25 protein-coding genes are annotated in these 25,353 nt (G+C 63.7%); 15 read left to right on the top strand and 10 right to left on the bottom strand.

The window, feature by feature from the left end; translation table 11 throughout:
* Position 1: 1 nt before the first annotated feature.
* The 5 genes from MRBLPB4O_RS23610 to cpaB are packed head-to-tail and all read right to left on the bottom strand — an operon-like array spanning position 2 to position 5,527.
* Positions 2–883 (bottom strand): type II secretion system F family protein, encoded by an 882-nt coding sequence (locus tag MRBLPB4O_RS23610; RefSeq protein ID WP_341796757.1) that lies wholly within the window; start codon positions 881–883, stop codon positions 2–4.
* Positions 880–2,136, bottom strand: a complete 1,257-nt coding sequence (locus MRBLPB4O_RS23605) for a CpaF family protein (protein ID WP_016497969.1) — start codon at positions 2,134–2,136, stop codon at positions 880–882. Before MRBLPB4O_RS23605 ends, MRBLPB4O_RS23610 begins: the two co-directional genes overlap by 4 nt.
* Complete coding sequence (locus MRBLPB4O_RS23600) at positions 2,133–3,323, bottom strand: pilus assembly protein (protein ID WP_341796756.1); 1,191 nt, start codon at positions 3,321–3,323, stop codon at positions 2,133–2,135. Before MRBLPB4O_RS23600 ends, MRBLPB4O_RS23605 begins: the two co-directional genes overlap by 4 nt.
* Positions 3,320–4,558 (bottom strand): type II and III secretion system protein family protein, encoded by a 1,239-nt coding sequence (locus MRBLPB4O_RS23595; protein WP_341796755.1) that lies wholly within the window; start codon positions 4,556–4,558, stop codon positions 3,320–3,322. Before MRBLPB4O_RS23595 ends, MRBLPB4O_RS23600 begins: the two co-directional genes overlap by 4 nt.
* Before the next feature lie 18 nt (positions 4,559–4,576).
* On the bottom strand, positions 4,577–5,527 hold the full coding sequence (gene cpaB / locus MRBLPB4O_RS23590; RefSeq protein ID WP_341796754.1) for a Flp pilus assembly protein CpaB: 951 nt from the start codon (positions 5,525–5,527) through the stop codon (positions 4,577–4,579).
* 292 nt (positions 5,528–5,819) lie between these two features.
* Here cpaB and MRBLPB4O_RS23585 point away from each other — a divergent pair, with 292 nt between their 5' ends.
* Both MRBLPB4O_RS23585 and MRBLPB4O_RS23580 read left to right on the top strand, forming a co-directional pair.
* Positions 5,820–5,990: a Flp family type IVb pilin gene (locus MRBLPB4O_RS23585; RefSeq protein ID WP_016497973.1), complete on the top strand. Its 171-nt coding sequence runs from the start codon at positions 5,820–5,822 to the stop codon at positions 5,988–5,990.
* Between the two features lie 22 nt (positions 5,991–6,012).
* Entirely contained in the window at positions 6,013–6,420 is a 408-nt protein-coding gene (locus tag MRBLPB4O_RS23580) for a response regulator (protein ID WP_341796753.1), read from the top strand.
* A 75-nt stretch (positions 6,421–6,495) separates the two neighbouring features.
* On the opposite strand, the gene MRBLPB4O_RS23575 is transcribed toward MRBLPB4O_RS23580, so the two are convergent.
* On the bottom strand, positions 6,496–6,843 hold the full coding sequence (locus MRBLPB4O_RS23575; RefSeq protein WP_016489041.1) for an HPF/RaiA family ribosome-associated protein: 348 nt from the start codon (positions 6,841–6,843) through the stop codon (positions 6,496–6,498).
* A 475-nt stretch (positions 6,844–7,318) separates the two neighbouring features.
* Here MRBLPB4O_RS23575 and MRBLPB4O_RS23570 point away from each other — a divergent pair, with 475 nt between their 5' ends.
* The 6 genes from MRBLPB4O_RS23570 to MRBLPB4O_RS23545 all read left to right on the top strand — a co-directional run bounded on the left by MRBLPB4O_RS23570 (position 7,319) and on the right by MRBLPB4O_RS23545 (position 13,637).
* Positions 7,319–7,624, top strand: coding sequence for a DUF3649 domain-containing protein (locus MRBLPB4O_RS23570; protein ID WP_016497978.1), 306 nt, complete (start codon positions 7,319–7,321; stop codon positions 7,622–7,624).
* Positions 7,621–9,195, top strand: coding sequence for a PepSY-associated TM helix domain-containing protein (locus MRBLPB4O_RS23565; protein ID WP_341796752.1), 1,575 nt, complete (start codon positions 7,621–7,623; stop codon positions 9,193–9,195). The genes MRBLPB4O_RS23570 and MRBLPB4O_RS23565 overlap by 4 nt, the downstream gene beginning before the upstream one ends.
* Positions 9,195–9,521, top strand: coding sequence for a DUF3325 domain-containing protein (locus MRBLPB4O_RS23560; RefSeq protein ID WP_341796751.1), 327 nt, complete (start codon positions 9,195–9,197; stop codon positions 9,519–9,521). Before MRBLPB4O_RS23565 ends, MRBLPB4O_RS23560 begins: the two co-directional genes overlap by 1 nt.
* Positions 9,522–9,525: 4 nt before the next feature.
* A complete protein-coding gene (locus MRBLPB4O_RS23555) occupies positions 9,526–10,101 on the top strand; it encodes an RNA polymerase sigma factor (RefSeq protein ID WP_341796750.1) in 576 nt (191 codons plus the stop codon).
* Complete coding sequence (locus tag MRBLPB4O_RS23550) at positions 10,098–11,078, top strand: FecR family protein (RefSeq protein WP_341796749.1); 981 nt, start codon at positions 10,098–10,100, stop codon at positions 11,076–11,078. The genes MRBLPB4O_RS23555 and MRBLPB4O_RS23550 overlap by 4 nt, the downstream gene beginning before the upstream one ends.
* Before the next feature lie 168 nt (positions 11,079–11,246).
* Positions 11,247–13,637, top strand: coding sequence for a TonB-dependent receptor (locus MRBLPB4O_RS23545; protein ID WP_341796748.1), 2,391 nt, complete (start codon positions 11,247–11,249; stop codon positions 13,635–13,637).
* A gap of 99 nt (positions 13,638–13,736) precedes the next feature.
* Here the strand turns inward: MRBLPB4O_RS23545 and MRBLPB4O_RS23540 are convergent, their stop codons facing one another.
* Complete coding sequence (locus MRBLPB4O_RS23540; RefSeq protein WP_341796747.1) at positions 13,737–14,612, bottom strand: AraC family transcriptional regulator; 876 nt, start codon at positions 14,610–14,612, stop codon at positions 13,737–13,739.
* A 274-nt stretch (positions 14,613–14,886) separates the two neighbouring features.
* On the opposite strand from MRBLPB4O_RS23540, the gene MRBLPB4O_RS23535 reads away from it, so the two are divergent.
* Complete coding sequence (locus MRBLPB4O_RS23535) at positions 14,887–15,789, top strand: DMT family transporter (RefSeq protein WP_341796746.1); 903 nt, start codon at positions 14,887–14,889, stop codon at positions 15,787–15,789.
* Between the two features lie 72 nt (positions 15,790–15,861).
* Here the strand turns inward: MRBLPB4O_RS23535 and MRBLPB4O_RS23530 are convergent, their stop codons facing one another.
* Together MRBLPB4O_RS23530 and MRBLPB4O_RS23525 are read right to left on the bottom strand one after the other, a co-directional pair.
* On the bottom strand, positions 15,862–16,836 hold the full coding sequence (locus MRBLPB4O_RS23530) for a D-glycerate dehydrogenase (protein WP_016497986.1): 975 nt from the start codon (positions 16,834–16,836) through the stop codon (positions 15,862–15,864).
* A 78-nt stretch (positions 16,837–16,914) separates the two neighbouring features.
* Positions 16,915–17,862, bottom strand: a complete 948-nt coding sequence (locus MRBLPB4O_RS23525) for a LysR family transcriptional regulator (protein WP_016497987.1) — start codon at positions 17,860–17,862, stop codon at positions 16,915–16,917.
* Between the two features lie 192 nt (positions 17,863–18,054).
* Here MRBLPB4O_RS23525 and MRBLPB4O_RS23520 point away from each other — a divergent pair, with 192 nt between their 5' ends.
* The 5 genes from MRBLPB4O_RS23520 (at position 18,055) to MRBLPB4O_RS23500 (ending at position 23,693) form a co-directional block, all read left to right on the top strand.
* Positions 18,055–19,584, top strand: coding sequence for an efflux transporter outer membrane subunit (locus tag MRBLPB4O_RS23520; protein WP_341796745.1), 1,530 nt, complete (start codon positions 18,055–18,057; stop codon positions 19,582–19,584).
* Positions 19,581–21,758: an FUSC family protein gene (locus MRBLPB4O_RS23515; RefSeq protein WP_341796744.1), complete on the top strand. Its 2,178-nt coding sequence runs from the start codon at positions 19,581–19,583 to the stop codon at positions 21,756–21,758. Before MRBLPB4O_RS23520 ends, MRBLPB4O_RS23515 begins: the two co-directional genes overlap by 4 nt.
* Entirely contained in the window at positions 21,748–21,948 is a 201-nt protein-coding gene (locus MRBLPB4O_RS23510) for a DUF1656 domain-containing protein (RefSeq protein ID WP_009685040.1), read from the top strand. The genes MRBLPB4O_RS23515 and MRBLPB4O_RS23510 overlap by 11 nt, the downstream gene beginning before the upstream one ends.
* 10 nt (positions 21,949–21,958) lie before the next feature.
* Entirely contained in the window at positions 21,959–22,819 is an 861-nt protein-coding gene (locus MRBLPB4O_RS23505; RefSeq protein WP_234227734.1) for an HlyD family secretion protein, read from the top strand.
* 97 nt (positions 22,820–22,916) lie between these two features.
* Positions 22,917–23,693 carry an RHS repeat-associated core domain-containing protein gene (locus MRBLPB4O_RS23500; RefSeq protein WP_341796743.1) on the top strand — a complete coding sequence of 259 codons (777 nt, stop codon included), beginning with the start codon at positions 22,917–22,919 and terminating at the stop codon, positions 23,691–23,693.
* A gap of 24 nt (positions 23,694–23,717) precedes the next feature.
* Here the strand turns inward: MRBLPB4O_RS23500 and MRBLPB4O_RS23495 are convergent, their stop codons facing one another.
* A complete protein-coding gene (locus tag MRBLPB4O_RS23495; RefSeq protein ID WP_341796742.1) occupies positions 23,718–24,167 on the bottom strand; it encodes a universal stress protein in 450 nt (149 codons plus the stop codon).
* Positions 24,168–24,440: 273 nt separating this feature from the next.
* Here MRBLPB4O_RS23495 and MRBLPB4O_RS23490 point away from each other — a divergent pair, with 273 nt between their 5' ends.
* Positions 24,441–25,346 carry a LysR family transcriptional regulator gene (locus MRBLPB4O_RS23490; RefSeq protein WP_016497993.1) on the top strand — a complete coding sequence of 302 codons (906 nt, stop codon included), beginning with the start codon at positions 24,441–24,443 and terminating at the stop codon, positions 25,344–25,346.
* Positions 25,347–25,353: the final 7 nt, after the last annotated feature.

Genomic DNA, 25,353 nt, shown 5'->3' with positions numbered 1-25,353 from the left:
GTCACAAGCTCCTCATCATCCGCCACAGCACCAGGCAACCGAGCACCTGCAGGGCAAAGGCCAGCAACAGCATCATCTGGCCGCTGCTGTCGCGCCACATGGCCAACAGGTAATGCGGGTTGGCCATCATGAAGTAGCCGACCATGGCCAGCGGCAACGACCCGAGAATGATCGCGGTAATGCGGGTTTCGCCGGTCATCGCCTTGAGCTGACGCGCCCCTTGTTCACGCTCGCGGATCAGCTTGATCAGGTTTTCCATCAGTTCGCTGGCATTGCCGCCGTAGCGCTGGTTGATGCGCAAGCCGAGGGCGAACAGCCGCAGTTCGTCCTGCTGGTGCAGTTCGGCCAGCTCGCTCACGGCATCCTCCAGCGCCACGCCCAACTGTACGTTGCGCCGCACCCGCGCCATGGCGGAGCGCAGGGGGTCGCGGCTGCTGTCGATGCCGCCCAGCACCGCGTCATTGAGGGTGCGGCCGGCCTTTAGGCTGCGAACGCTGTAGTCCAGCAGGCTGGGCAACTGGTCGACGATTTGCCGCATCCGCCGGCGGCTTTGCCAGCTCAGGATCAGGTACGCCGGGGTCGGCAGGCCGATCAGCAGCATCAAGGCAGCCACCCAGCCGGCAACGATCAGCGCCAGCAGCACCACGGCCAGCCACGCCAGCAACCAGCGTTGTGGCTCAAAGTCGATAGCCCCCAAACCGGCGCGTTGCAGCAGGGCGTCGAGCCATTCGCGCCGGGCGGGGCCATTGCGCACAATGCTGAACGCCCGCCCCAGGCGTTGCAGGATGCGCTCTTCGTGCCGCTTGTACAGGCCACGGCGCAGCAGCAGCAAGGCCACGCCCAGCAACAGCGGGGACAGTGCCAGCAGCACGGGGCCGGTCACAGCAGGCCCTCTGCGTGCAGCTTGCTGCCTGCCGGGTTGGGGGCTTCGCGCAGAAAGGTATCGCCGCCACGACGATCGAGGCGGAACAGGGTGTTGGTCACGTACACCTCATCGCGCACGCCGACCACTTCCAGCACCTCGCTGACGCAGCGTCGGCCATCGGGCAGGCGGGTCAGCTGGATCACCACATCCAGCGCCGCGCAAACCATTTGCCGCATGGTCTTTTCGGCAATTTGCCGGCCGCTCAGGCCGACCAGGGTTTCCAGGCGCAGCAGCGCATCCTGGGCGGTGTTGGCGTGCACCGTGCTCATCGAGCCATCGTGGCCGGTGTTCATTGCGGTGAGCACGTCGAGCACTTCGCTGCCGCGTATCTCACCCAGGATGATGCGGTCGGGCCGCATGCGCAGGGCGTTGCGGATCAGTTCGCTGGCTTTGACTTCGCCATGCCCTTCGGCATTCGGCGGACGGGTTTCCAGGCGCACCACGTGGGGATGGTGCAAATTCAGTTCGGCGACGTCCTCGATGGTCACCAGGCGTTCGCGGGGCGCGATCATCTGGCTGAGGATGTTCAGCAGGGTGGTCTTGCCGGTGCCGGTACCGCCGCTGACCAGAATGTTGCAACGTTTGCCCACGGCGCGCTCGAAGAAGTCGAAGATGTGCTGGTCGATGGCGCGGGTGGCCAGCAGGTCGGCACTCTTGAGCATGTCCTGGCGGAACTTGCGGATTGACAGGCACGGGCCGTCCAGTGCCACAGGCGGAATGATCGCATTCACCCGGCTGCCATCGGGCATGCGCGCGTCGACCATTGGCGAGGATTCATCCAGGCGCCGGCCAAGCGGGGCGAGGATGCGCTGCATCACCCGCTCCACATGGTGGGCGTCGATAAAGCGCAGGTCGGTTTGCTGCAACAGGCCCGCCCGTTCGACGAACACCCGGTGTGGCCCGTTGACCAGGATTTCCGTGACGGTGGGGTCACGCAACAACACTTCCAGCGGGCCGAAACCGGTCAGCTCATCCACCAGCTCTTCGGCCAGGCGCTCCATTTCGTAGCGCGACATGGCCAGGCGTAGCCGCGCGACGTAATCGCCCACCTGCTCCAGCACGAACTGGGTCAGCGCTGGCCGGGCGCCTTCGAGCAGGTTACGGCCGCTGTCCTCGATGGCGTCGATGGCAAAGCGGTGCAGTGCACGCTTTAGCGCGTAGGGGTCGCCGGAGGCGTGTTGCGGGCCACCAAAGGGTTGGTCATTGCTCATTTGCTCCCCCAAAGCCGACGCAGCCAGGTGAAGGCTGGTGGTGCGAGGTTTTCCGAGCGCTGTGCCAGGCGTTCGCCCAGGCTGCGCAGGGCTTGAGTGAGGTTTTCACGCGGGGCCAGTTCGAACAGGCTCTGGCCTTGGTTTTTCACGTTCAGGCGCACTTCCGGGCTGCAGGGGATGGCCTTGAGCAAGGGCAGCCCGTAGCGTTTGGCCAGGGTATCGGCGTCGGGTGCAACGTTGTTCAGATAACGGTCCACCAACAGGCTGGCGTGCTCCAGCTTCATGCCGTGGTCACGCCACAGGTCGAGCACTTCAAGGTTGCGCCGGCAGTCGAGGATGTTCTGGTCGGTGTAGACGATCAGTTTGTCGCAATGGCTCACCAGCGTGCGCAGGGCTTCGCTGTCGGCATGCCCGGTCAGGTTCACGACGATGTGCTGGAAATGCTGGCGCAGGGCGCTCAACAGCATGTACAGCTCGGCGGCGCTGGTCTGCTGCAGCGGGTCGTCGGCCTCGGCGTAGGTCAGCAGGCGCAAGCCTTTCTTGTCACGTGTGAATGCGCTGTCGATCAGTGTGGTGTCGAGGCGGCGCAAGTGGCGCAGGGCGTCGCCGAAGAAGAACGACGCTTCCAGGCCGAGCAGTGCCAGGCTGTCGCCACGCGGCAGGCCCAGGTCCAGCAACAGGGTTTGCTGGCCGCTCTCCTGCACCACCCGGGCCAGGTGGGTAGTGAGCAATGCCCCGTCGGCACTGCTTTGTACGCCGAACAGCACCGTCAGCCCGCCGAGGGCGGGGTTGCTGGCCACCGCCGGCATGCGCTTGCCCAGGCGGCGCACCAGCCCGGCCACTTCGCTTGCGCGCGAGCCATAGGCGACGAAGTCGCGGGCGCCAGCGCGCATGGCATGCAGCACCAGTTGGTTGTCCATGCCATCGCCGAGGGCGACGATCGCCAGCATCGGCTTGGCCTCCAGCACCCCCTCGATCAAGGCGCACTGGCTGACCAGTTGTTCGCGGTCCAGGCCGATGAACATCAGGTTGCTGAAGGTGGCGTTGACCAGCGCCAGCAGCTCGTCGAGGCTGCCGGCGCTGGCACCGATCACCTGGCCTTGCGGCGCCAGTGCGCCTTGCAGCCAGTGCAGGTCCTCCTCGTTGCGGGTGATGGCGAGGAAGGTGGGGTTCAGGCTCTCGTTCATTGGGATAACCCGCCTTGGCCATCGAAGTTGCCGTTCTCCAGGAAGAACAGGCGCCCCCAGCTGGGGTCGTAGGTGCGCAGGTTCTCGCCCGGCAGTTGCGGCATCCGGGCGTTGGCGGCCAGCGGCTGGACCAGGTGCGGGGTGACGATCATCAGCAGTTCGGTTTCTTCGCGGCGCATGGCCGAGTTGCGGAAGAACGCGCCCAGTACCGGCAGGCTCCCCAGGCCAGGCAGGCGGTCTACGGCGGAACGGGTGTTGTTGCTGACCAGGCCGCTGATGATGAAGCTCTCGCCATCGGCCAGGGCAATGCTGGTGTCGGTGCGCCTTACCGTCAAACCCGGCACCTGCGTGCCGGCGATGGTCACCACGTTGCTGTAGTCCAGCTCGCTGACCTCCGGCGCGACCTTGAGGGTGATCCTGCCCTGGCTGATGACGGTCGGTGTCAGCGCCAGGCGTACGCCAAATTCCTTGTATTCGATCGACACGTTGTCGCTGCCCGCGCTGGGCACCGGGATCGGGATTTCACCGCCAGCCAGAAAGCTCGCAGTCTGGCCGCTGAGCACGGTCAGGCTGGGGCGGGCCAGGGTGTAGGCGAAGCCGCTGTTTTCCAGGGCGTTGATCATGGCCAGGAAGCGGCTGCTGCCGCCGCCCCAGACGATGTTGAAGACGGTGTCGTCGAGGGGGATCGACGGCGTTACGTTGGGGACCGAACCGGGGCTGACGGACGTGCCGGGCACGGTGCCCGGCGAGCCGATCAGGCTATTGTTGGAGCCTTTGAAGAACAACCGTGCACCGGCCTCCTTGTATTTGGTGCGGCGTACTTCCACGAAGCGGATGTCGGCCTGCACCTGGCTTATCAGTTGCGCATCCTGCGACGGCAAGAAGCTGTCTTCGGCCATGTCGGCACTGGCCCGGCCTTTGACGAACACCATGGCCCTGTGAGGTGACGGGGCGCATGTGGTCCACAGCATCAGGGTGGTATTGCCTTGGCCCACCGCGGTAATTACCACGCCGCGCTCGCCGCTGGACTGCACATCGGCCACCTTCGGCTCACCCACGGCAACCCGGCTGATCGCCAGCGGCAGGCGTAGCTCCTGCTGCAGGCCCTGGTCTATCTCGATGACCGAAGGCAGCTGACTGACCGCTTCGCAGCCTTTACCCGCCGCCTGCGCCTGGGGCAACAGCGCGGCCAGCAGCCCGGTACAACATGCTTGTCTCAAAAAGGAACTACGCATCGCTGCATCCTTGCCGGGTCAGGGGGTTTTATTCGTATCGTCAGCCTGTGCGCCACGGATGATGTGCATGGCGGGTGTGGGGTTACGGGTCGCCAGGCTGGCAGCGTTGACCACCGGCGACTGGGACAGCTGGCTGAAGCGGTAGAGTTCGCGGTTGGCGGCTTCTACCTGCGGTTTGACATCGGGTTCGTTCCAGTACCGAGCCAGGCGTTGTTCATCGGCACTGCGCACGGCCAGGCGCAACGTGCCGGCCTGTGCAGCCAGCATCAAGCGGCTGGCGAAGGCCTCGGGTACTGCCAGCGCTACCGTGCGGGTGCCGTTGCCGCTCATGCTGGCCTGTTCGCGCCGGGCCTTTTGCTCTTCGGCGGTCTGCGCCGGGCGGCCATCGTTGGCCAGGCCCGTCTGCTCGCCGACGCTGAGCACGCGCAAGGCCGGCAGTACCACCTGGGCGGAGGACTGCGGGTTGTTGGGCTCTTCACGCAGGAACAGCAACACGTCCACGTAGTCACCCGGGCGCACTTGGCCGGCAGCGCCGACCACTTCGTCCACACCGACTGCCACGGCGCGCTCGTTGGCGCGGATCATCCGCGCCAGCGGGCCGCCGGCCTGGAAGCTGGACTCATCCAGCCAGGTGCCCGCAGCAAGTGGCCTGGCGCTGGTTCGCCCGATCACCTGGGCGGTTTGCTGGTAGGCCCCGGCGGGGGCAACCTGCAGGCGCTCGATCAGCACATCGTCTTCAGTGACCGGCGTATTGGCGGGCAGTGCCTTGCGCAGGACGACGACGGCTGTACGCAGTGGTTCCGGTGGAGCGGTGGGGGGTGGGGCGACGGCGACAACCGGTTGTTCGCTCGTAGGGGTAACCGGTGCAGGCACAGCAGCAGGGCGGCTGAGCACAATGCCCCAGTAGCCTGCCAGCAGTGCTGCCAGCAGGAAGAATGCCGCCAGTATCAGGGTCAAGCGACTACTCATCTCAGCCTCCCTGCACGCGTCGACTGATGGCAAAAAGTCACTATTTCGCTATAGGACGGTAGCCCAGCCATCACCATTTGCCATGAGCTGGAGTGGTTTTTTTCGGGATCGTGATTAAGTCGAGGTAATACAGTGGGTTAGCATTTTTATGGGTGTTAATTCTCGGGAATTAATACTTTGTAATTAATCCTTTAATACATTTGCAGACCTTTCCAGCTTGACGATGCTGATGGCAAATAGGTGTCACTTTGATACCGCCATCGCCGGCATGCATGCCGCAAGGAGCTGAGCCATGAAACTGTTCATTCTGCACTGCATGAACTTCCTGCATCGCAAGGACGGAGCATCCGGTATCGAATACGCGGTCATCGCGACGATGGTTGCAGTGGTGTTGGCGGCATTCGTCGGGGACATCTCCACGGCGGTCAACGCCACCTTCACCACGATCAAAAATGCCCTTTGACCATTGAACAGGAGCCAACGCCATGCAGGACGCTTCCTCGCGCCAGCAGATCCTTTTGGTGGATGACGAGCAGGACGTTCTGCTGGAGCTGGCCGAACTTTTAGAGAACGAAGGCTTCGCCTGCCTGACCGCGACATCGGTACAGGCTGCCTTGCAACAGCTTACCCGTCATCCGGACGTTGCCCTGGTGATCACCGACCTGCGTATGCCCGAGGAAAGCGGCATCGGTTTGATCAGGCGCATGCGCGAGCATACGGCCCGCCTGCACCTGCCGGTGATTGTCATGTCCGGGCAGGCCGACCTGGATGATGTCAGCGAACTGCTGCACCTGCAGGTGGTGGATTTTTTCCGCAAGCCGCTTTATCACAAGCGTTTGCTGACAACCCTGGAGAACCTGTTCCCCGTGCCAAGGCTGAGGGTAGTGAATTGAGGGAGCCCTTGAATGGCCTTTAATGGCCTTTAATAAAAGCGCCCGGCACTTGGCCGGGCGTTTTCATTGCTGGGGTCAGGCGTCCGGGTCGCTCAGTTCCAGGGCGCCGCGCTTGCTGCGCAGCTTGCCGTAGAAGTGTTCCAGCGCGTGGTTGAGCTTGGTGGCGGCACCGTCGACTGCCTGGTCTACCGAAGTGGCAGTGTGGGTCACGGAAATCGGTTGGTGGCCTTTGGGGCGAGCCTCCATCTGGCAGCGTTTGTCATGCGGTCCGGGCTTGGCGCCGTTCTCGTCGCGCAGGTGAACCTCGATGCGGGTGAGGTCTTCTTCGTAACGTTCCAGAGAGCTCTGCAGGGTACTGCGGACCCACTGATCGAGACGGGCGTTGCTTTCGAAATGGTTGCTGCTGTTGACCTGGATTTGCATGATTCAATCCTTATTCAGCTTGCTCGCATGGAGACGCGCCTAGGCCCTTGAGACCCTTGGAATTTCTGCACCTCTTGACTCTAAGGTCAGGCAACCGCGGACCGAATTCAAGCCCTTTTTGAAAATAAATTTCTTGTTGCAAATCCATCGATGCATGGCGGAGGGCAGGGCTGCATGGCCGTTCGACCGTGGATGTGAGCGCGCTGGGCACCGTGATACTCCGGCGCCAGGTAGCGCAACTGGTAGTAATAATTGTTCGCATTGTATTGCAGGGCAGAATGCTCGGCAATCTCCACCGGCCCTATCGCCGGCAAGCCCGCTCCCACACAACCCCGCTGTCTTCAAGCCCTGTGCAATACCTATGGGAGCTGGCTTGCCGGCGATAGGGCCAGGACAGGCAACACATCGCTAACTCTTTGCCTATGAGAATTGAAATCATTATTATTGCAACCCCCAAAACACCCGGACTTTCGCCATGACGCGCAAAACCGCCGGCCTCTCGCTCAGCTATCGGCTGGCCGTTGCCTCACGCAGCCTGGCCGCGCTGTTGGGCGGCTACCTGCTGGCGTCCATGGCCAGCGTCTGCATTGCCTTGGTGGCGCCACTGCCTAAGGTCGATGCCACGCTGACCGGCCTGCTGTTGTCGTTCGTCTTCTACCTGCTGGCATTCATCTGGTGCTTCGCCTGTCGCAGCGCCTGGCGTGCCTGGCTGGGGGTGTTGGCGCCGAGCCTGTTGCTGGGCATGATCAGCGGCGTTGCCTACTGGATGAAAAACCCATGAAAGAAGGCTTCCGCCAGGCGATGGCCTGGCTGCACACCTGGACCGGCCTGATCTTTGGCTGGCTGTTGTTTGCCATCTTCCTCACCGGCACGCTGTCGTACTTCAAGGATGAAATCACCCACTGGGCGCAGCCCGAGGTGCGCCGTCATACCCTGGACCCGGCCCTCAGTCTGGACAAGGCCCAGCAATACCTGCAGGACAATGCCGGGCATTCCGCCTCCTGGTTCATCGACATGCCCAACGAGCGTGAGGCGGCCCTGAGCGTGGGCTATCGCGACCCCAACGGCGGGCCGCGTGGCTTCGTCAACAAAACCCTCGACACCCAGACCGGCCTGCCAGTGGAAGCACGCGACAGCCGGGGTGGCGAGTTCTTCTACCGGTTCCACTTCCAGCTGCAGATGCCGTACCCGTTTGGCCGCTGGCTGTCGACCTTCTGCGCCTTCATCATGCTGCTGGGGCTGGTCACCGGCATCATCACCCACAAGAAGATCTTCAAGGAGTTCTTCACCTTCCGCCCCGGCAAGGGCCAGCGCTCCTGGCTGGACGGGCACAACGCCATCGGTGTGCTGGTGCTGCCCTTCCACCTGATGATCAGTTACAGCAGCCTGGTGCTGTTCATGTACATGGTGATGCCGGCGGGCATCATGGCCAGCTATGGCAATGACACCGGCAAGTACTTCAACGACCTGTTCGGCCGCGACGATGCGCCCAAAGCGGCCCAGGTGCCCACGCCGCTGGTTGCGCTGCCAACCCTGTACGCCAAGGTCCAGGAACTGCAACCGGGCGCGCGTATCGGCTTCATCCAGGTGCAGAACCCCGGCGACAGCAATGCCCGCGTCACCTTCACCCAGTCGGCTGCCGACCACGTGGCTTATCGGCGCAGTGCCAACTGGACGTTCGACGGCGCCAGTGGTGCGCTGCTGAGCCAGGGCAAGCCAGAGAGCGGGGCGATGATGACTGCCTTCAGTTTTGCCGGGCTGCACATGGGCAATTTCGCCGGGCCCTGGCTGCGCTGGCTGTATTTCTTCTTTGGCGTCGCCGGGACTGCGGTGATCGGCACCGGGCTGGTGATGTGGCTGGGCAAGCGCCAGCTCAAGCATGCCAAGAGCGCGCACATGCCGGGTGAGTTGCGCCTGGTCGAGGTGCTCAATATCGCTAGCATGAGCGGGCTGCTGCTGGCGGTGGCGGGCTTCTTCTGGGCCAACCGCCTGATCCCGGTGGGCGTCGAGGGCCGCGCTGGCTGGGAGGTCAATGCCTTCTTCATCGCCTGGGGCTTGTCACTGGTGCATGCCGTGCTGCGCAGCGGGCGCCGGGCGTGGGGCGAGCAACTGGCGCTGGGGGCGCTGGCCTTTGTTCTGCTGCCGCTGCTCAATGGCTTGAGCACCGACCGGGGATTGAACCATTCGTTGCAGGCAGGTGACTGGGCCATGGCCGGCTTCGACCTGACGGCCCTGGGTACTGGCCTGTTCCTGGCCTGGCTGGCCGGCAAGATGCTGCGCAGCCCCAAACCGGTTGCCAAGCGGCCACGCGCGGCAAAAAAAGCGGGCACTGAAACGGCGCAGGTGATCTGATGCTGGGTAACGCACTGATTGCATTCGCAGGTTTTGTCGCCCTGTGCCTGGCCATGGAAAAGCACTTCAGCGATTTGCTCGGGCGCAAGCCGCGCCCCGGGCAGTTGCAGCTGCTGCACGTTGCGGGCTGGCTGCTGCTGATGCTGTCGCTGATCCTCAGCGTGCACCTGCGTGGCTGGGCCCATGGCCTGGTGGAATGGACGGCAGTGATGATGGCCGGGGTGACCGTGTGGGTGTTCGGCCTGCCGTACCAGCCACGTCTGCTGCTGGGCCTGGCCGCCGCCAGCGTGGTGCTGGGCCCATTGCTGGCCGTGTTTGCCGTGTGAACCTGTGAGCGAGCAGGGGGATATCATCGAGCCCGAAGCCGACAGCAGTGGAGGGCGCGCACGTTTCGTCCAGGTGTTCCTGGCCCAACGGGCGCGCATGGAGGCGCTGGTCAGCCGGCGCGTTGGCTGCCGCGCCACGGCTTCAGACCTGGTGCAGGAACTGTTCCTGCGTTTCTGGCGCCGCCCCGAGGTCAAGGTCGAGGCGCTGGACACCTACCTGTTGCGCTGTGCCGGCAACCTGGCCATCGACCACCTGCGCAGTGAAGGCAGCCGCGAACGGGTGGCAGAAGCCGCTTTGCCCATGGACGAGGCGGCAATGGCTCAGGCGCCGGAGCAGGCGCTGGAGGTCGACCACGACCTGCAGCGCATCGAAGCTGCCTTGCGCGCATTGCCCGAGCGCACCCGGCAGATCTTTCTGCTCAACCGCATCCATGGCTGCAAGTACGGCGAAATTGCCAAGGCCATGCAGCTGTCCCAGAGCGCCGTGGAAAAGCATATGATGCGCGCCCTTGAAGCGTGCAAGGCGAGTGTTGCCGAGCCCGCGTCCACCCCACTCCGGCCTGGGAGTGCCCGTCGATGAGCCGTTTGCCCCCGATCACCGAGGCGCAGTCCCAGGCCGCCCTGCAATGGCTCAGCCGCATCAATGAGCAGCCCGCGCAAGCCGAAGGGGCTGCGTTCAAGCGCTGGTTGCTGGCCGACCCCGTGCACCGTGACGCCTACCAACAGGCCCAGGCGCTGTGGCAGAAAAGCGCCGCCCCGGCGGCGCGCCTGGCGGACGAAGAACAGGACGCCCTGCAGCGCTACCTCGATGCCATGGCCAAGCCGCCGACCCGCGGGCCGTGGCGGCAGGTGGCAGCACTGGCGATGGCGGCCTGCCTGGTGCTGGCCGTGGGCGTTGCCGGTGGCTGGCACCCGGCGTACTGGTTGCAGGACCTGCAGGCGGACTACAGCAGTGCCGGGCTGGTTCGCCAGGTGACTTTGGCCGACCAGTCGCGGGTGACGCTTGATGCCGGCAGCGCCATTGCGGTCGATTTTGCCCAGGGAGAGCGCCGTGTGCGGTTGTTGCATGGCGCAGCGTTCTTCGAGGTCACGCATACCGGCGAGCCGTTCCTGGTCGAAGCCGGCGGTGGCGAAGTACGGGTGCTCGGCACTCAGTTCGAGGTGCGTGAGCAAGGCGACGGCGCCCAGGTGACGGTGCGCAGCGGGCGTGTGGGCGTGAGCCCTGCGCAAGGCACTCTGGCGCGTGAGCTGACGGCCAATCAGCAGGTGGCCTACAGCGCAGGCAGGGTAGGCGACACCCTGGGGGTGGACAGTGAAAACCGCCTGGCCTGGCGCCAGGGGTGGCTGAACTATTACCAGGTGCCGCTGGCGCAGGTGGTCGAAGACCTTGGGCGCTATTACCCGGGGCGCATCCTGTTGCTGGATGGCGAACTGGGGCAGCGCAAGGTCAGCGGCAGCTTCCCGGTGACCGAGCCGCTGCTGGCGCTGGATTCGCTGGGCAAGGTGATGGGTTTTTCGCGGCAGACCGTGTTGGGGCGTCTGACCCTGGTTCGGTAGCAGCCTGCACCGGCCATGCAGTACCTGTAGGAGCAGCCTTGTGCTGCGAAGAGGCCGGCACAGGAAAAATAATTTCAATCAACGGGTGAGGTAACAGGACGTGGCATCCGTGTAATGAGTGAAAGTGCGATTCATTCGCAATCGTCACCCTCTCACAGGTCAGCGTCCATGAAGTTCTCCTCGCGTTGCGTCCCTCTCTGGCTCGGCCTGGCTGCGGTCCCGGCCTTGGCTGTCGCCCCTCTGGCAAGCGCCGCCGAGCAGTTACAGGCCTATGCCTTCGCCCAGCCGGCCCAACCCTTGGCCCAGGCCCTCAACGCTTTCAGCCGCACCACCGGCCAGAGCGTGGTTTACACCCTCGAACTGCCGGGCCTGCAAGCGCCCGCGTTGAATGGCCGTTTCAGCGCCGAGCAGGCGCTGCAACAGCTGCTGGGCAACACCGGGCTGGCTTGGCGGCGCGTCGACGCACGCACCCTGACCCTCGAACCCGCCGACACCTCAGGCGCCCTCAACCTGCAGGCCACCAACGTAACCTCGCAGCTGGACGACTACAGCTACCAGCCCCCGGCCAGCGCTTCGATCATGCGCGGGCAGGGGCCGAACCAGGACATCCCCCAGGCCATCAACGTGGTACCGGCCCAGGTCATTCGCGACCAGGCACCGCGCAACCTCGACGATGCGCTGGCCAACGTCAGCGGCATTACCCAGGGCAACAACTTTGGCGGCACGTCCGACACGGTGATGAAGCGCGGCTTTGGCGACAACCGCGACGGCTCGATCATGCGCGATGGCATGCCCATCGTGCAGGGGCGTAGCCTCAACGCCAGCACCGAGCGGGTTGAAGTGCTCAAGGGCCCGGCCTCGCTGCTGTACGGCATCCAGGATCCGGGCGGGGTGATCAACGTGGTCAGCAAGCGCCCGCAACTGCAGCAGTACAACGCCCTGGACGTGCGCGGCTCGACCTACGGCAGCGGCAAGAATGGCAGTGGCGGCGGGCTCGACAGTACCGGTGCGCTGGGCGACAGCAGCTTCGCCTACCGCTTGATCGTCGACCATGAAGACGAAGACTACTGGCGCAACTACGGCGTGCACCGCGAATCGCTGGTGGCGCCGTCGCTGGCCTGGCTGGGTGAAGACACCCAGGTGGTACTGGCCTACGAGCACCGCGAGTTTCTCTACCCCTTCGACCGGGGCACCGCGTTCGGCAGCGATGGCCACCCGCTGAACATCCCCGCCACGCGCCGCCTGGACGAGCCGTTCAACGACATGGAAGGGCGCTCCGACCTGTATCGCCTGGAGGTCGACCATCAGCTGGCCAATGACTGGAAGCTGCACTTTGGCTACAGCTTCAACCGCGAGACCTATGATGCCAGCCAGGTACGGGTGACCGGCGTCAATGAAGCCAAAGGCACGCTGACACGCAGCATCGATGGCACCCACAACGCCATGAGCCGTGACCAGTTCGCTACCCTGAGCCTGGCCGGTAACGTGGAGTTGGCCGGCCTGCAGAATGACCTGTTGTTCGGCGTCGACCATGAAGACCGCAAGGTGTATCGCGGCGACCTGATTCGCCAGACTGCCAAGTCCACTTTCAGCTATGTGGACCCGGTCTACGGCCAGGAAGTGGAAGGCAGCACGGTGCGTGCCAGCGACAGCGACCAGACCGACAAGCTGCGCACCGATGCACTGTTCGTGCAGGACGCATTGCACCTGGATGACCACTGGATCCTGGTGGCCGGCGCACGCTTCCAGCAGTTCGACCAGTACGCCGGCCGCGGCCGCCCGTTCACGGCCAATACCGATAACAGCGGCCAGGCCTGGGTGCCGCATGCCGGCATCGTCTACAAGCTTGATGAGCAGCTGTCGTTCTACGGCAGTTACAGCGAGTCGTTCAAGCCCAACTCCAGCATTGCGCCGCTGACTGGCGGTGTGGTGCTGGACGCGTCCGTTGCGCCTGAGGAAGGCAAGTCGTGGGAGTTGGGCGCCAAGCTGGACATGCCCGGTCGCCTGACCGGTACGCTGGCGCTGTTCGATATCACCAAGCGTAATGTGCTGGTTGCCAATTTCGACAGCGGGACTGGCGAGACTGTCTACAGCAATGCCGGTGAGGTCAATTCAAGAGGTGTGGAGCTTGACCTGACCGGCCAGCTCAGCGATCACTGGAGCTTGATCGGCAGCTATGCCTTTACCGATGCCAAGGTTACAAAAGACCCGGACCTTGAGGGCAACCGCTTGCAGAACGTTGCCAAACACAGTGGTTCGCTGTCGGCTGTTTACGACTTCGGCAGCCTGTTCGGTGGCGACAAGCTACGTGTAGGTGCAGGCGCGCGTTACGTGGGTGAGCGGGCGGGCAATTCGACCAACACCTTCGACCTGCCGTCGTACACCGTGGCCGATGCGTTCGCCAGCTACGAGACCAAGCTGGATGAGCACAACGTGCGTTTGCAGCTGAACGTAAAGAACCTGTTCGACAAGGTTTACTACAGCTCGGCGGTGAACCAGTACTTCGTGGCTATCGGCGATGCGCGGCAGGTGAGCCTGTCCAGCACCTTCGAATTCTAGGTATTTGGGGCTGCCTTGCAGCCCTTTCGCGGCACAAGGAATCCATGATCCCTGTAGGAGCGGCCTTGTGCCGCGAAAGGGCCGCAAAGCGGCCCCATTTCACGCCTTGAATGCCGAACGGTATTCCCCAGGTGTTGCACCAAGCGCCTGCCTGAACCGGTTGCTGAAATGGCTGGCACTGGCAAACCCGCACAGCAGGGCAATCTCCCCCAGCGGCATCACGCCCAGCTGCAGCAGCTGGCAGGCCCGGTGCAGTCGCCGGGCCAGCAGGTACTGGTGCGGCGGTAGGCCGAAACTGCTGCGGAACATGCGCGCAAAGTGGTATTCGGACAGGTTGCAGCGCAAGGCCAGTTCGCCCAGGGTAATCGGCTGGTCCAGGTGCGCCTCGATGTAATCGACCAGTTGCCGGCGCAGGTTCGGCGCTAGCCCGCCTTTCAGGCGCAGGCCCTGGCGCAGCCCGACCTGGTTGAGCAGCGCATGGTCGACGATCTCGTGGGCCAGGCTGCTGGCCAGCAAGCGCTCGCCGGGCTCGTCCCAGTCCAGCTGGATCAGTTGGCGAAAGCGCACGGCCTGTTGCGGGTCGTCGAGAAAAGTCGCTTCCTGCAACTGCAGTTCACGCGGTTCCCGGTCGAGCAGGCGCACACAACCCAGGGCGAACTGCACCTCGCTGACATACAAGTGCGCCAGGCGGATTGCACCATTGACCACCCAGTTCGACTCCTGCCCGGCTGGCATCACGCACAGCTTGCCGGGCGCGCCCTTGTCGGCCGGGCGCTGGCGGCGAAAGGTGCCGGTGCCGTCGGCGATGTAGCACGACAGGGTGTGGTGGGTCGGGGCCTGATAGTCGCGGGCATCGTCGCGGTTGCTCCACAGCGCCGCCGCCAGCCCGTCGCCCAGGTGCGCGCTCAGCTCCAGCCTGGCGTGGGGCGAGGCATGCATGGCGTTGAACACTTGCAGTTGGGTGAGTGGCGTCATGGGGGGCTCCTCTTGCCAGCCATCCTACTGCGCCTTGCATCGAGTGACATCTACCGGCAAAGGAAAAGCGCAAGTTTGTGCAAGCGCCAGGCGCCGCACAGGGCGAACACTGGTGGCACTGGCGAGGGCTGCACCCTCGATCGCCGGCAAGCCAGCTCCCACAGGTACAGCATCTGCCTCAAGCCGGGCACTGTACCTGTGGGAGCTGGCTTGCCGGCGATAGGGCGCGAAGCGGCCCCGGTGTGAATGGACGACCGCTTGAGGAGCCCTACCCATGAACCTGTCACTCTACCTGCTTACCGTCCTGATCTGGGGCACCACCTGGATCGCCTTGAAGCTCCAGCTGGGCGTTGTCGCCATCCCGGTCTCGATCGTCTATCGCTTCGCCCTGGCCGGCCTCATCCTGTTCGCCATCCTGCTGCTCACCCGCCGCCTGCAACCCATGAACCGCCGCGGCCACCAGATCTGCCTGGCCCAAGGTTTGTGCCTGTTCTGCGTCAATTTCATGTGCTTCCTCACTGCCAGCCAGTGGATTGCCAGTGGCCTGATCGCCGTGGTGTTCTCCACTGCAACCCTGTGGAACGCACTCAACGCGCGGGTCTTCTTCGGCCAGAAGATCGCCGCCAATGTGCTGGGCGGCGGTGCCCTGGGCCTGATCGGCCTGGGGCTGCTGTTCTGGCCAGAGCTGTCCCACCATGCCGCCAGCCGCGAGACCCTGTTCGGGCTCGGCCTTGCCCTGCTCGGCACGCTGTGTTTCTCGGCAGGCAACATGCTGTCGAGCATGCAGCAGAAGGCCGGGCTCAAGCCCATGACTACCAATGCCTGGGGCATGGTCTACGGGGCCGCCATGCTGATGGTTTATTGCCTGTTCAGCGGCATTCCTTTCACCATGGAGTGGAACACCCGCTACATCGGTTCGCTGATGTACCTGGTGATTCCGGGTTCGGTGATCGGCTTCACTGCCTACCTGACCCTGGTCGGGCGCATGGGGCCGGAGCGGGCAGCCTATTGCACGGTGCTGTTCCCGTTGGTGGCGTTGAATGTGTCGGCGGTGGCCGAGGGGTATCAGTGGACGGCGCCGGCCTTGTTGGGGCTGGTGGCGGTGATGGCGGGGAATGTGCTGGTGTTTCGCAAGCCCAAGGCCAAGGTGGCTGACGGTATTTTGGTGGCCAAATAGATAATCTGTTGCCTGTACCGGCCTCTTCGCGGGCAAGCCCGCGAAGAGGCCGGTACAGGCAAAGTAAGGCTATCAGCCCTTCCACACCTGCGGGTTCACCAGGTCCCGCGGCCGTTCACCCAGCAGTGCCGCGCGCAGGTTCTCCATCGCGCGGTTGGCCATGGCCTCACGGGTTTCGGCAGTGGCCGAACCGATGTGCGGCAAGGTCAGCGCGTTGGGCAGTTTGAACAGCGGCGAATCGCTCAGCGGCTCTTTCTCGTACACATCCAGGCCTGCCCCACGAATGGTGCCGTTCTGCAGCGCTTCGATCAGCGCGGCTTCGTCCACCACCGGCCCGCGGGCGATGTTGATCAGGAACGCGCTTGGCTTCATCAGCTTCAGTTCACGCGCACTGATCAACTTGCGGGTGGCGTCGGACAATGGCACCACAATGACGACGAAGTCCGCTTCTGCCAGCAACTGCTCCAGGCTGCGGAACTGCGCGCCCAGCTCTTGCTCCAGCGCGGTCTTGCGGCTGTTGCCCGCGTAGATGACCGGCATGTTGAAGCCGAACCGGCCGCGACGGGCAATGGCGGCACCGATGTTGCCCATGCCGACGATACCCAGCGTCTTGCCATGCACATCGCTACCGAAGAGGGCCGGGCCCACGGTGGCCTGCCAGTTGCCGGCCTTGGTCCAGGCATCCAGTTCGGCAGTGCGGCGGGCGCAGCCCATGACCAGCGAGAAGCCCAGGTCGGCGGTGCTTTCGGTGAGCACGTCTGGGGTATTGGTCAGGGCGATGCCGCGTTCGTTGAAGTAGTCCAGGTCGTAGTTGTCGTAGCCGACCGACACGCTGGACACCACCTCCAGCCTGGCCGCGCCTTCAAGCTGCGCACGGCCCAGCTTGCGCCCGACACCGATCAGGCCGTGGGCCTCCGGCAGGGCCTCGTTGAACTGGGCGTTGATGTCGCCGAGCTTGGGGTTGGGCAAAATCACGTTGAAGTCTTGCTGCAGGCGCTCGGCCATGGCCGGGGTGATACGGCTGAAGGCCAGGACGGTCTTTTTCATCGGGCAACTTCTCTGCAAGGCGGGGGTAGGTAATGGTTAGCAACCTACCATTGTCCACCCCCGCAATGCAGCAGCTTTTTAGTTGGCGATCAGCACCTGATGGGTTTTCAGGTCGGCCTCATGGGCCGCGAGAATCTCCGGTAGCGAGTTGCGCAGGTACTCGACCCACGTCTTGATCTTGGCATCCAGGTACTGCCGCGACGGGTAGATGGCGTACAGGTTCAGCTCCTGCAGGCGGTACTCGGGCAGCACCCGCACCAAGCTGCCATCACGCAGGCCATCGATGGCCGAATAGATCGGCAGCACGCCTACGCCCATGCCGCTGCGGATCGCAGTCTTCATGGCATCGGCGGTATTGACCATGAACGGCGAGCTGGTGATGTTGACCATCTCCTGACCTTCCGGCCCGTCGAACAGCCATTTTTCCAGCGGTATCACCGGGCTGACCATGCGCAGGCAGGCGTGCTTGAGCAGGTCGGCGGGCTTTTGCGCACTGCCGTGGCGGGCGATGTAGTCGGGCGAGGCGCAGACGATGCTGTAGGTGATGCCCAGGCGCTGCGACACGAACCCCGAGTCGGGCAGTTCGGTGGCCAGCACGATGGACACGTCATAGCCCTCGTCAAGCAGGTCGGGCACGCGGTTGGCCATGGTCAGGTCGAAGGTGACGTCCGGGTGCGATTCGCGGTAGCGGGCAATGGCATCGACCACGAAGTGCTGGCCCACCCCAGTCATCGAGTGCACCTTCAGCTGCCCGGCCGGGCGGGCATGGGCATCGCTGGCTTCGGCTTCGGCTTCTTCCACATAGGTAAGAATCTGTTCGCAGCGCATCAGGTAGCGCTTGCCGGCCTCGGTCAGCGCAATGCGGCGGGTGGTACGGTTGAGCAGCCTTGTTTGCAGATGGGCTTCCAGGTTGGAGACCGCCCGCGACACGTTCGCGGTGGTCGTATCCAGTTGCGCGGCAGCAGCGGTAAAGCTGCCAAGCTGGGCTACGCAACTGAAAGCACGCATGTTTTGCAGGGTGTCCATGGGTCACTCTCGATGTAGAGGACAAAATTGTGTCACGAAGTAACGCAGAAAAGCTGAAAAGTTGCCTTCGACCAAAGGCGGATTATCGCTGTTTTGGTAACAAAGATTCGCAGGAATCTGCGCTTATCGCCAGTGCTGCCGCCCCCTAGAATTGCCCAGCCCCCTTCACCTCTTCCTCGGGAAATCGCAGCTGTGCCGCGTCGCATCATCAGAACGCTCAATGCGTTCAGTGCCTGTGCCCTTGCCCTCACCTTGAGTGGCTGTATCGGAACCTGGGGCATCGCCCCGCAAAGCAAGACGCTGCAAGCCCATACCTTGACCACCGACGCGGCCATACGCGAAGCCGCGACCGACGCCCATTGGCCCGACCAGCAGTGGTGGCACGCCTATGGCGACCCGCAGCTGGATCGCTGGCTCAACCTGGCCGTGGCCGGCAGCCCGAGCCTGGCCATGGCCGCAGCGCGGGTACGTGAGGCCAAGGCCATGGCCGGCGTGGTCGAGTCGGCCGAAAAGCTCCAGGCCAACGGCCAGGCCACCCTCAAGCGCCACAACTGGCCTGAGGACCAGTTCTACGGCCCGGGCGCGCTGTCGGGCGCCAACACCTGGGACAACAACGCCGCCATCGGCTTCAGCTACGCCCTCGACCTCTGGGGCCGCGAACGCAATGCCAGCGAGCAGGCCGTCGACCAGGCACACATGAGCGTGGCCGAAGCCCGCCAGGCGCAGCTGGAGCTGCAGAACAACGTGGTGCGCGCCTATATCCAGCTGAGCCTGCATTTTGCCCAGCGCGATATCGTCAAGGCCGAACTGGAGCAGCAGGAGCAGATCCTGGCCCTGGCCAAACGCCGCCTGGATGCCGGCATCGGTACCCATTTCGAAGTCAGCCAGGCCGAAGCGCCGCTGCCGGAAACCCACCGCCAGCTCGACAGCCTGAACGAAGAAATTGCCCTGACCCGCAACCAACTGGCCGCACTGGCCGGCAAGGGCCCGGGGGAGGGCGCGCAATTGCAGCGCCCGGCCCTGGCCTTGGCCGCGCCGTTGAAACTGCCATCGAACCTGCCTGCCGAACTGGTCGGCCAGCGTCCCGACGTGGTCGCCAGCCGCTGGCAGGTGGCCGCCCAGGCGCGAGGTATCGACGTCGCCCACGCCGGCTTTTTCCCCAACGTCGACCTGGTTGGCAGCCTCGGCTTCATGGCCACCGGCGGTGGCCCGCTGGAATTCTTGACCGGGCGCAAGTTCAACTACAACGTCGGGCCGGCCATCAGCTTGCCGATCTTCGACGGTGGCCGCCTGCGCTCGGAGCTGGGTGTGGCCTCGGCGGGGTATGACGTGGCTGTGGCCCGTTACAACCAGACCGTGGTGGGGGCACTGAAGAACATCTCCGACCAGTTGATCCGCCGCGAGTCGATGAAAGAACAGTCGCACTTCGCTGCCGAGTCGGTTGCCGCCGCGCAGAAAACCTATGACATCGCCATGGTCGCCTTCCAGCGCGGCCTTACCGACTACCTGAACGTGCTCAACGCGCAGACCTTGCTGTTCCGCCAGCAACAAGTGCAGCAGCAGGTGCAGGCCGCCCGCCTGATCGCCCATGCCGAGCTGGTCACCGCCCTGGGTGGTGGCCTGCAGGCCGGTCAGGATGCGCCGAAAGAGGAACGCCAGGCCGCGCCGAAAACCCCGGCCACCTTGGCCATTTTCGACAAGAAGCCGGATAACGCCGAATGAGCACTTCCAGTTTGCCCGTGCGCTGGCTGCAAAGCCTGGAGTGGCGCCGGGGCTTCTTTGCCTGGGCACGCACCGACGGCGTGACCTGGGTGTACATCTTCAAGGTGCTGGTCGCCGCGTTCATCACCCTGTGGCTGGCCATGCGCCTGGAGCTGCCGCAACCGCGCACAGCCATGATCACCGTGTTCATCGTCATGCAGCCGCAAAGCGGGCATGTGTTCGCCAAGAGCTTCTACCGGGTGCTCGGCACCCTGGCCGGCTCGGCGATGATGGTGGCGCTGATCGCCATCTTCCCGCAGAACACCGAGCTGTTCCTGCCCAGCCTGGCCTTGTGGGTGGGGCTGTGTTCGGCCGGCGCCATGCGCTACCGCACTTTCCGCGCATATGGCTTCGTGCTCGCCGGTTATACCGCTGCGATGATCGGCCTGCCGGTGCTGCAGCACCCCGACCAGGCCTTCATGGCCGCGGTATGGCGGGTGCTGGAAATTGCCCTGGGGATTCTGGTGTCGACCTTCGTCAGTGCCGCAATCCTGCCGCAGTCGGCCAGTGCCGCCATGCGCAACGCTTTGTACCAGCGCTTTGGCGTGTTCGCCGGGGTGGTGGTCGAGGCCCTGCGTGGCGATAGCCAGAAGGACCGTTTCGAGAGCAGCAACGTGCGCTTCGTTGCCGAGGCCGTGGGCCTTGAGAGCCTGCGCAACGTCACCGCCTTCGAAGACCCGCACATGCGTCGCCGCAGTGGTCGGCTGGTACGGATGAACAGCGAGTTCATGGCCATTACCACGCGCTTCAATGCCCTGCATCGCCTGCTCGAACGCCTGCGTGCCCGTGGCCCGCTGCAGATCGTCAGTGCCATCGAGCCGGGCCTGAACACCCTGGTGGAGCTGCTGCAGCCTTACGTGGGCCGGGCGTTGACCGACGCCGATGCACTGCGCCTGACCCTGGAGCTGGCGGCCTACAAGGAAGGCCTGCAAGCTCAGGTGCGCGGCCTGCGTGCCGAGTACCTGGCAACCGACCCCAGCGAATCCGACCTGCTCGACTTCCACACCGCATTCGAACTGCTGTACCGCTTCGTCGACGAGATGTACAGCTACGCCGAAACCCACGCCTCGCTGGCTGCGCACAAGCACGAACGCGAGCAGTGGGACGAGCCCTACGTGGCGCAGACCAGCTGGCTAGTGTCGTTGGCTGCAGGTATCCGCGCCTCGGCGGTGTTGTTGCTGCTGGGCAGCTACTGGCTGCTCAGTGACTGGCCCAGTGGCGCCATGATGACCCTGATCGCCACCGTCACCGTGGGCCTTTCGGCGGCCTCGCCGAACCCTAAGCGCATGTCGTTCCAGATGGCCTGCGGCACCGCCATCGGCGCTTTCATCGGCTTTTTCGAAACCTTCTTCGTGTTCCCCTGGATCGACGGCTTCCCGCTGCTGTGCATGGTGCTGGCGCCGGTGTTCGTGCTGGGCGCGTTTCTCTCGTCACGCCCGGCCTACGCCGGTTACGGCATCGGCCTGCTGGTGTTCTTTGCGATTGGCTCGGTGCCGAACAACCTCACTGTGTATGACCCGTACACCTTCATCAACGACTACATCGGCATGGTCATCGGCATGTTTGTCTGCGCCGCCGCCGGGGCGATCATCCTGCCGCCCAACAGCCGCTGGTTGTGGAGCCGCCTGGAGCAAGAGCTGCGCGAGCAGGTGCTGTTTGCCATCAGCGGGCGCCTGCGCGGCATCGGCACGGCGTTCGAAAGCCGCACCCGCGACCTGTTGCACCAGGCCTATGGCCTGGCGGCCGGCAAGCCGCAAGTGCAGAGCCAGCTGATGGGCTGGATGTTCACCGTGCTGGAAATCGGCCACGCCGTGATCGAGCTGCGCAAGGAACAAGCCCGCGCACCGGTGCACCCGGCCTACGCCGAGTCACAGCCGTGGCGCCAGGCCATCCGCGTCATGGGTCGTGCCCTGACGCGGTTGTTCTTGCAGCCCAGTGCGAGCAACCACGAACGGGCCCTGGTCGCCGTGGACCATGCCATTGCCCGCGTGCAGGCCACCGACGAACCGTTCGCCCGGCACTTCGACACCTCGGTACTGCGCCGAGCGCAAAGCTACCTGCACTTCATCCGTTCCTCCTTGCTGGACCCACAGTCGCCACTGGCACCGGCGAAAGGATTGCACCATGCCCCGTGAAATCGCCTTCCATGGCGTGTACATGCCCACCATGACCTTGATGTTCCTGTTCGCCCTTGGCCTGGCCTGGGGCCTGGACCGGTTCATCGCCAGCCATGATGGCTACCGCTTCTTCTGGCACCCGGCGCTGTTGCGCCTGAGCCTGTTCGTCTGCCTGTTCGGCGCCATGGCGCTTACTGTCTACTGGTGAGAAACCTTCGATGAAAAAGTTCTTCAGCCTGATCGCCACCCTGCTGGTGCTGGTCGCTGCCGTGGCCATCGGTCGCCAGCTGTGGCTGCACTACATGACCACGCCATGGACCCGCGACGGCCGCGTGCGCGCCGACATCATCAACGTCGCCGCCGACGTACCGGGTTACGTGGTGGATGTGCCGGTCAAGGACAACCAGCGGGTGAAGAAGGGCGACCTGCTGATCCAGATCGACCCCGAGCACTACCAACTGGCGGTAGACCAGGCCAAAGCCATGGTCGCCTCGCGCAAGGCCACCTGGGAAATGCGCAAGGTCAACGCCAAGCGCCGTGCCGACATGGACAACCTGGTGATCTCCAAGGAAAACCGCGACGACGCCAGCAATATCGCCAACTCCGCCCAGGCCGATTACCAGCAAGCCCTTGCCGAACTGGCTGCAGCCGAGCTGAACCTCAAGCGCACCCATATTGTCGCCACGGTGGATGGCTACGTGACCAACCTGAACATCCACAAGGGCGACTATGCGCGCACGGGTGAGGCGGTGATGGCGGTGGTCGACGAAAATTCGTTCTGGGTCTACGGGTTCTTCGAGGAAACCAAGCTGCCCCACGTGAAGGTGGGTGACCAGGCCGAGTTGCAGATGATGAGCGGCGAGCGCATCAAGGGGCATGTGGAGAGCATTGCCCGCGGCATCTACGACCGCGACAACCCACAAAGTCGCGAGCTGATCGCCGACGTTAACCCCACCTTCAACTGGGTGCGCCTGGCGCAGCGGGTGCCGGTGCGGATCCACATTGATGAAGTGCCGGAAGGGTTTTTGCTGGCGGCGGGGACGACTTGTACGGTGGTAGTTAAGCCGAGCGAGGGGTAAGCCGGGGCTGGCACTGATCGCGCCTGGTATTTTTGCCAGTTACCCAGATGATGCAGATAGGCGATAGTGACCATACTTCCGATGGAGGGCGCCGACAATGAACACCGCGTCTGCTCAAGCTTCCGATTGGCGGTCCTATGACGCTTATGGTCATGTCCTGTTCCAAGGACACTTGATGGCCATGTCGGCGTTTAACGGTGCTGTCGTTGATTTGATCACCCGTACCTACATGCTCGGAAATGGCCATCGGGTTTATAACCCCAGGCTTATGCGGTTCCAGAGCGCCGACAAGCTAAGCCCCTTCAGCCGCGGTGGTTTGAACGCCTATTCCTATTGTTCGGGAGACCCTGTCAATCGGGTCGACCCTTCTGGGCGTTCTGGGCTGCGCCGCTTTTGGCAACAAGTCACCGGTGGGCCGAAGAAGGTGCAAAAGATGCAGCGCTTGGTCAATACGAATCAGGACCGTCTCAAATATGAAGTCTCGACCACTGACAAGAATATCAAGCGCCAACTGGCATGGCTGACAGTTGTAAACGACTCGGCAGATATGAGCACTCTCTTCAAGGAGGGTAACTCCGTGACGCACAAGTGGTTGATCACCGACAGAGGGGAGTTAATTGTCGGTAGCTTCCAGCATGCTGAGGTTTACTCGACTCACGCCAGCTTTGCCCAAATTGCGGCCCGTGATCATCGCACAAGTCCCAATGTCGTCGCAGCGGGGGAGTTTGCGATGAAGGACCGTCGCCTGATAATGACCAACTACAGTGGTCACTATAAGACGCCATACGACAGGTTATGGCCTGTCAAAATGCACATGGAGCAGCTCGGTATTGGGATAAAAATCACGCGGCAATCCTATTTGGCTGATCAATAGGAGAGCTGTCAGATGCTGCGATCTCTAATCCGCAGCTCCCACCATCACGGGCACTGTGACCCGGTCAATCACCTTCGCGCTGATTGACGGGTCCAGCAACCGCCCCAACCGCGACAGGTGGCGGTGGCCCATGATGATCAGTTCGCAGTTCAATTCCTGCGCTTTGGCCACAATCGCTTCAACCGGCTGGCCGGCCACCATGCAGCCCAGGCTGGTGAAGCCGGCTTGCTGCAGCTCGCACACGGCCTCGGCTACGGCGTGGTCGGCATGCTGCTGTTCCTCGCAGGCGGCGGGGTATTCTTCCAGTTCCTCGGCGGTGTAGGGCGCAGGTTGCTCATGCACGGCGAAGGTGGAATCGATGGCCAGCAGCACGTGCAGTTCGTGTTCACCGGGGCGGCAGTAGCGGCGGGCGAGGGTGAGCAGGGCGCTGGATGCGGGGGAGGCGTCGATAGCGATCAGGACGGGGCTGGGCATGTGGGATCCTTGGCAGAGGCTGGCTTGTGTGTCTGCAGGATCGGCCCTTTCGCGGGCATGCCCGCTCCCACAGGTGTGTCGCACAACATTCGGGCATCGTGGGGTTCCTGTGGGAGCGGGCGCGCCCGCGAAAAGGCCAGACCTGCCAATGCTTCATTTAAGGCCGAACATGCCCAGTGAATAAATGCCCCACCACGCAAGAGCGCATTGCGTCTGATGCAATCCACCAACCTGCTACCATCGCGTTTCCCACAGCTGTAACGGAAAACGGCCATGCAACTCCCGGACATGAACCTGCTCGTCGCCCTCGATGCCTTGCTCGACGAGGGCAGCGTGGTGGGCGCAGCGCAGCGCATGAACCTGAGCCCGGCGGCAATGAGCCGGACATTGGGGCGTATCCGCGATGCCTTGGGTGACCCGATCCTGGTGCGCGCTGGCCGTGGCCTGGTGCCTACGCCGCGTGCGTTGGCCCTGCGCGAGCAGGTGCATGGCCTGGTGGAGCAGGCCGGGCAGGTGTTCCGCAGCCGTGACGATGTCGACCTGGTCAACCTGGACCGTGCCTTCAACATCCGCACCAATGATTTGTTCATTGCCCTTTACGGCGCCCAGCTGCTGCGCATGATGCTGGCCCAGGCGCCGCGTACGGTGTTGCGGTTTGTCCCGGAGGGCAGCGGTGACGATGATGCAGTGCTGCGCAACGGGCATATCGACCTGATCATCAGCTCGGCCATTGAGCTGGGCCCGGAAATCAAGGTGCAGAGCCTGTTCAACACCTACTTCGTGGGCCTTGCGCGTGTGGGGCACCCGATCTTCGACGCCCCGATCACCCCTGAGCGTTTTGCCGCCTACCCGCAGATCAGCGTATCGCGGCGCGGCCGTGCCAACGGGCCGATCGATGTGGCGTTGGCCAACCACAAGGTGGAGCGGCGCGTGGCCCTGATCACCACCAGCTTCCACTCGGCGATGTTCTCGCTGCCGGATTCGGACCTGATCCTGCCGATACCCGCCAATATCCTCAACAGTGTGCAGCGGTTGAAGTTGCCATTGCGCTCGTTCGAGATCCCGGTGCCGTTGGAGAAGGTCAATGTGATGCAGGCGTGGCACCCGCGCTTCGACAACGACCCCGCGCACCGTTGGTTGCGCCAGACGTTGAAAGCGTGTGGCCGCATCGATCCGTGATTCAGGC

The organism is Pseudomonas sp. LPB4.O, assembly GCF_038383825.1.
GTDB classification, from domain to species: domain Bacteria; phylum Pseudomonadota; class Gammaproteobacteria; order Pseudomonadales; family Pseudomonadaceae; genus Aquipseudomonas; species Aquipseudomonas putida.
Note: the sequence above shows the minus strand (reverse complement) of the source record. Positions and strands in the feature narration are given on the sequence as shown.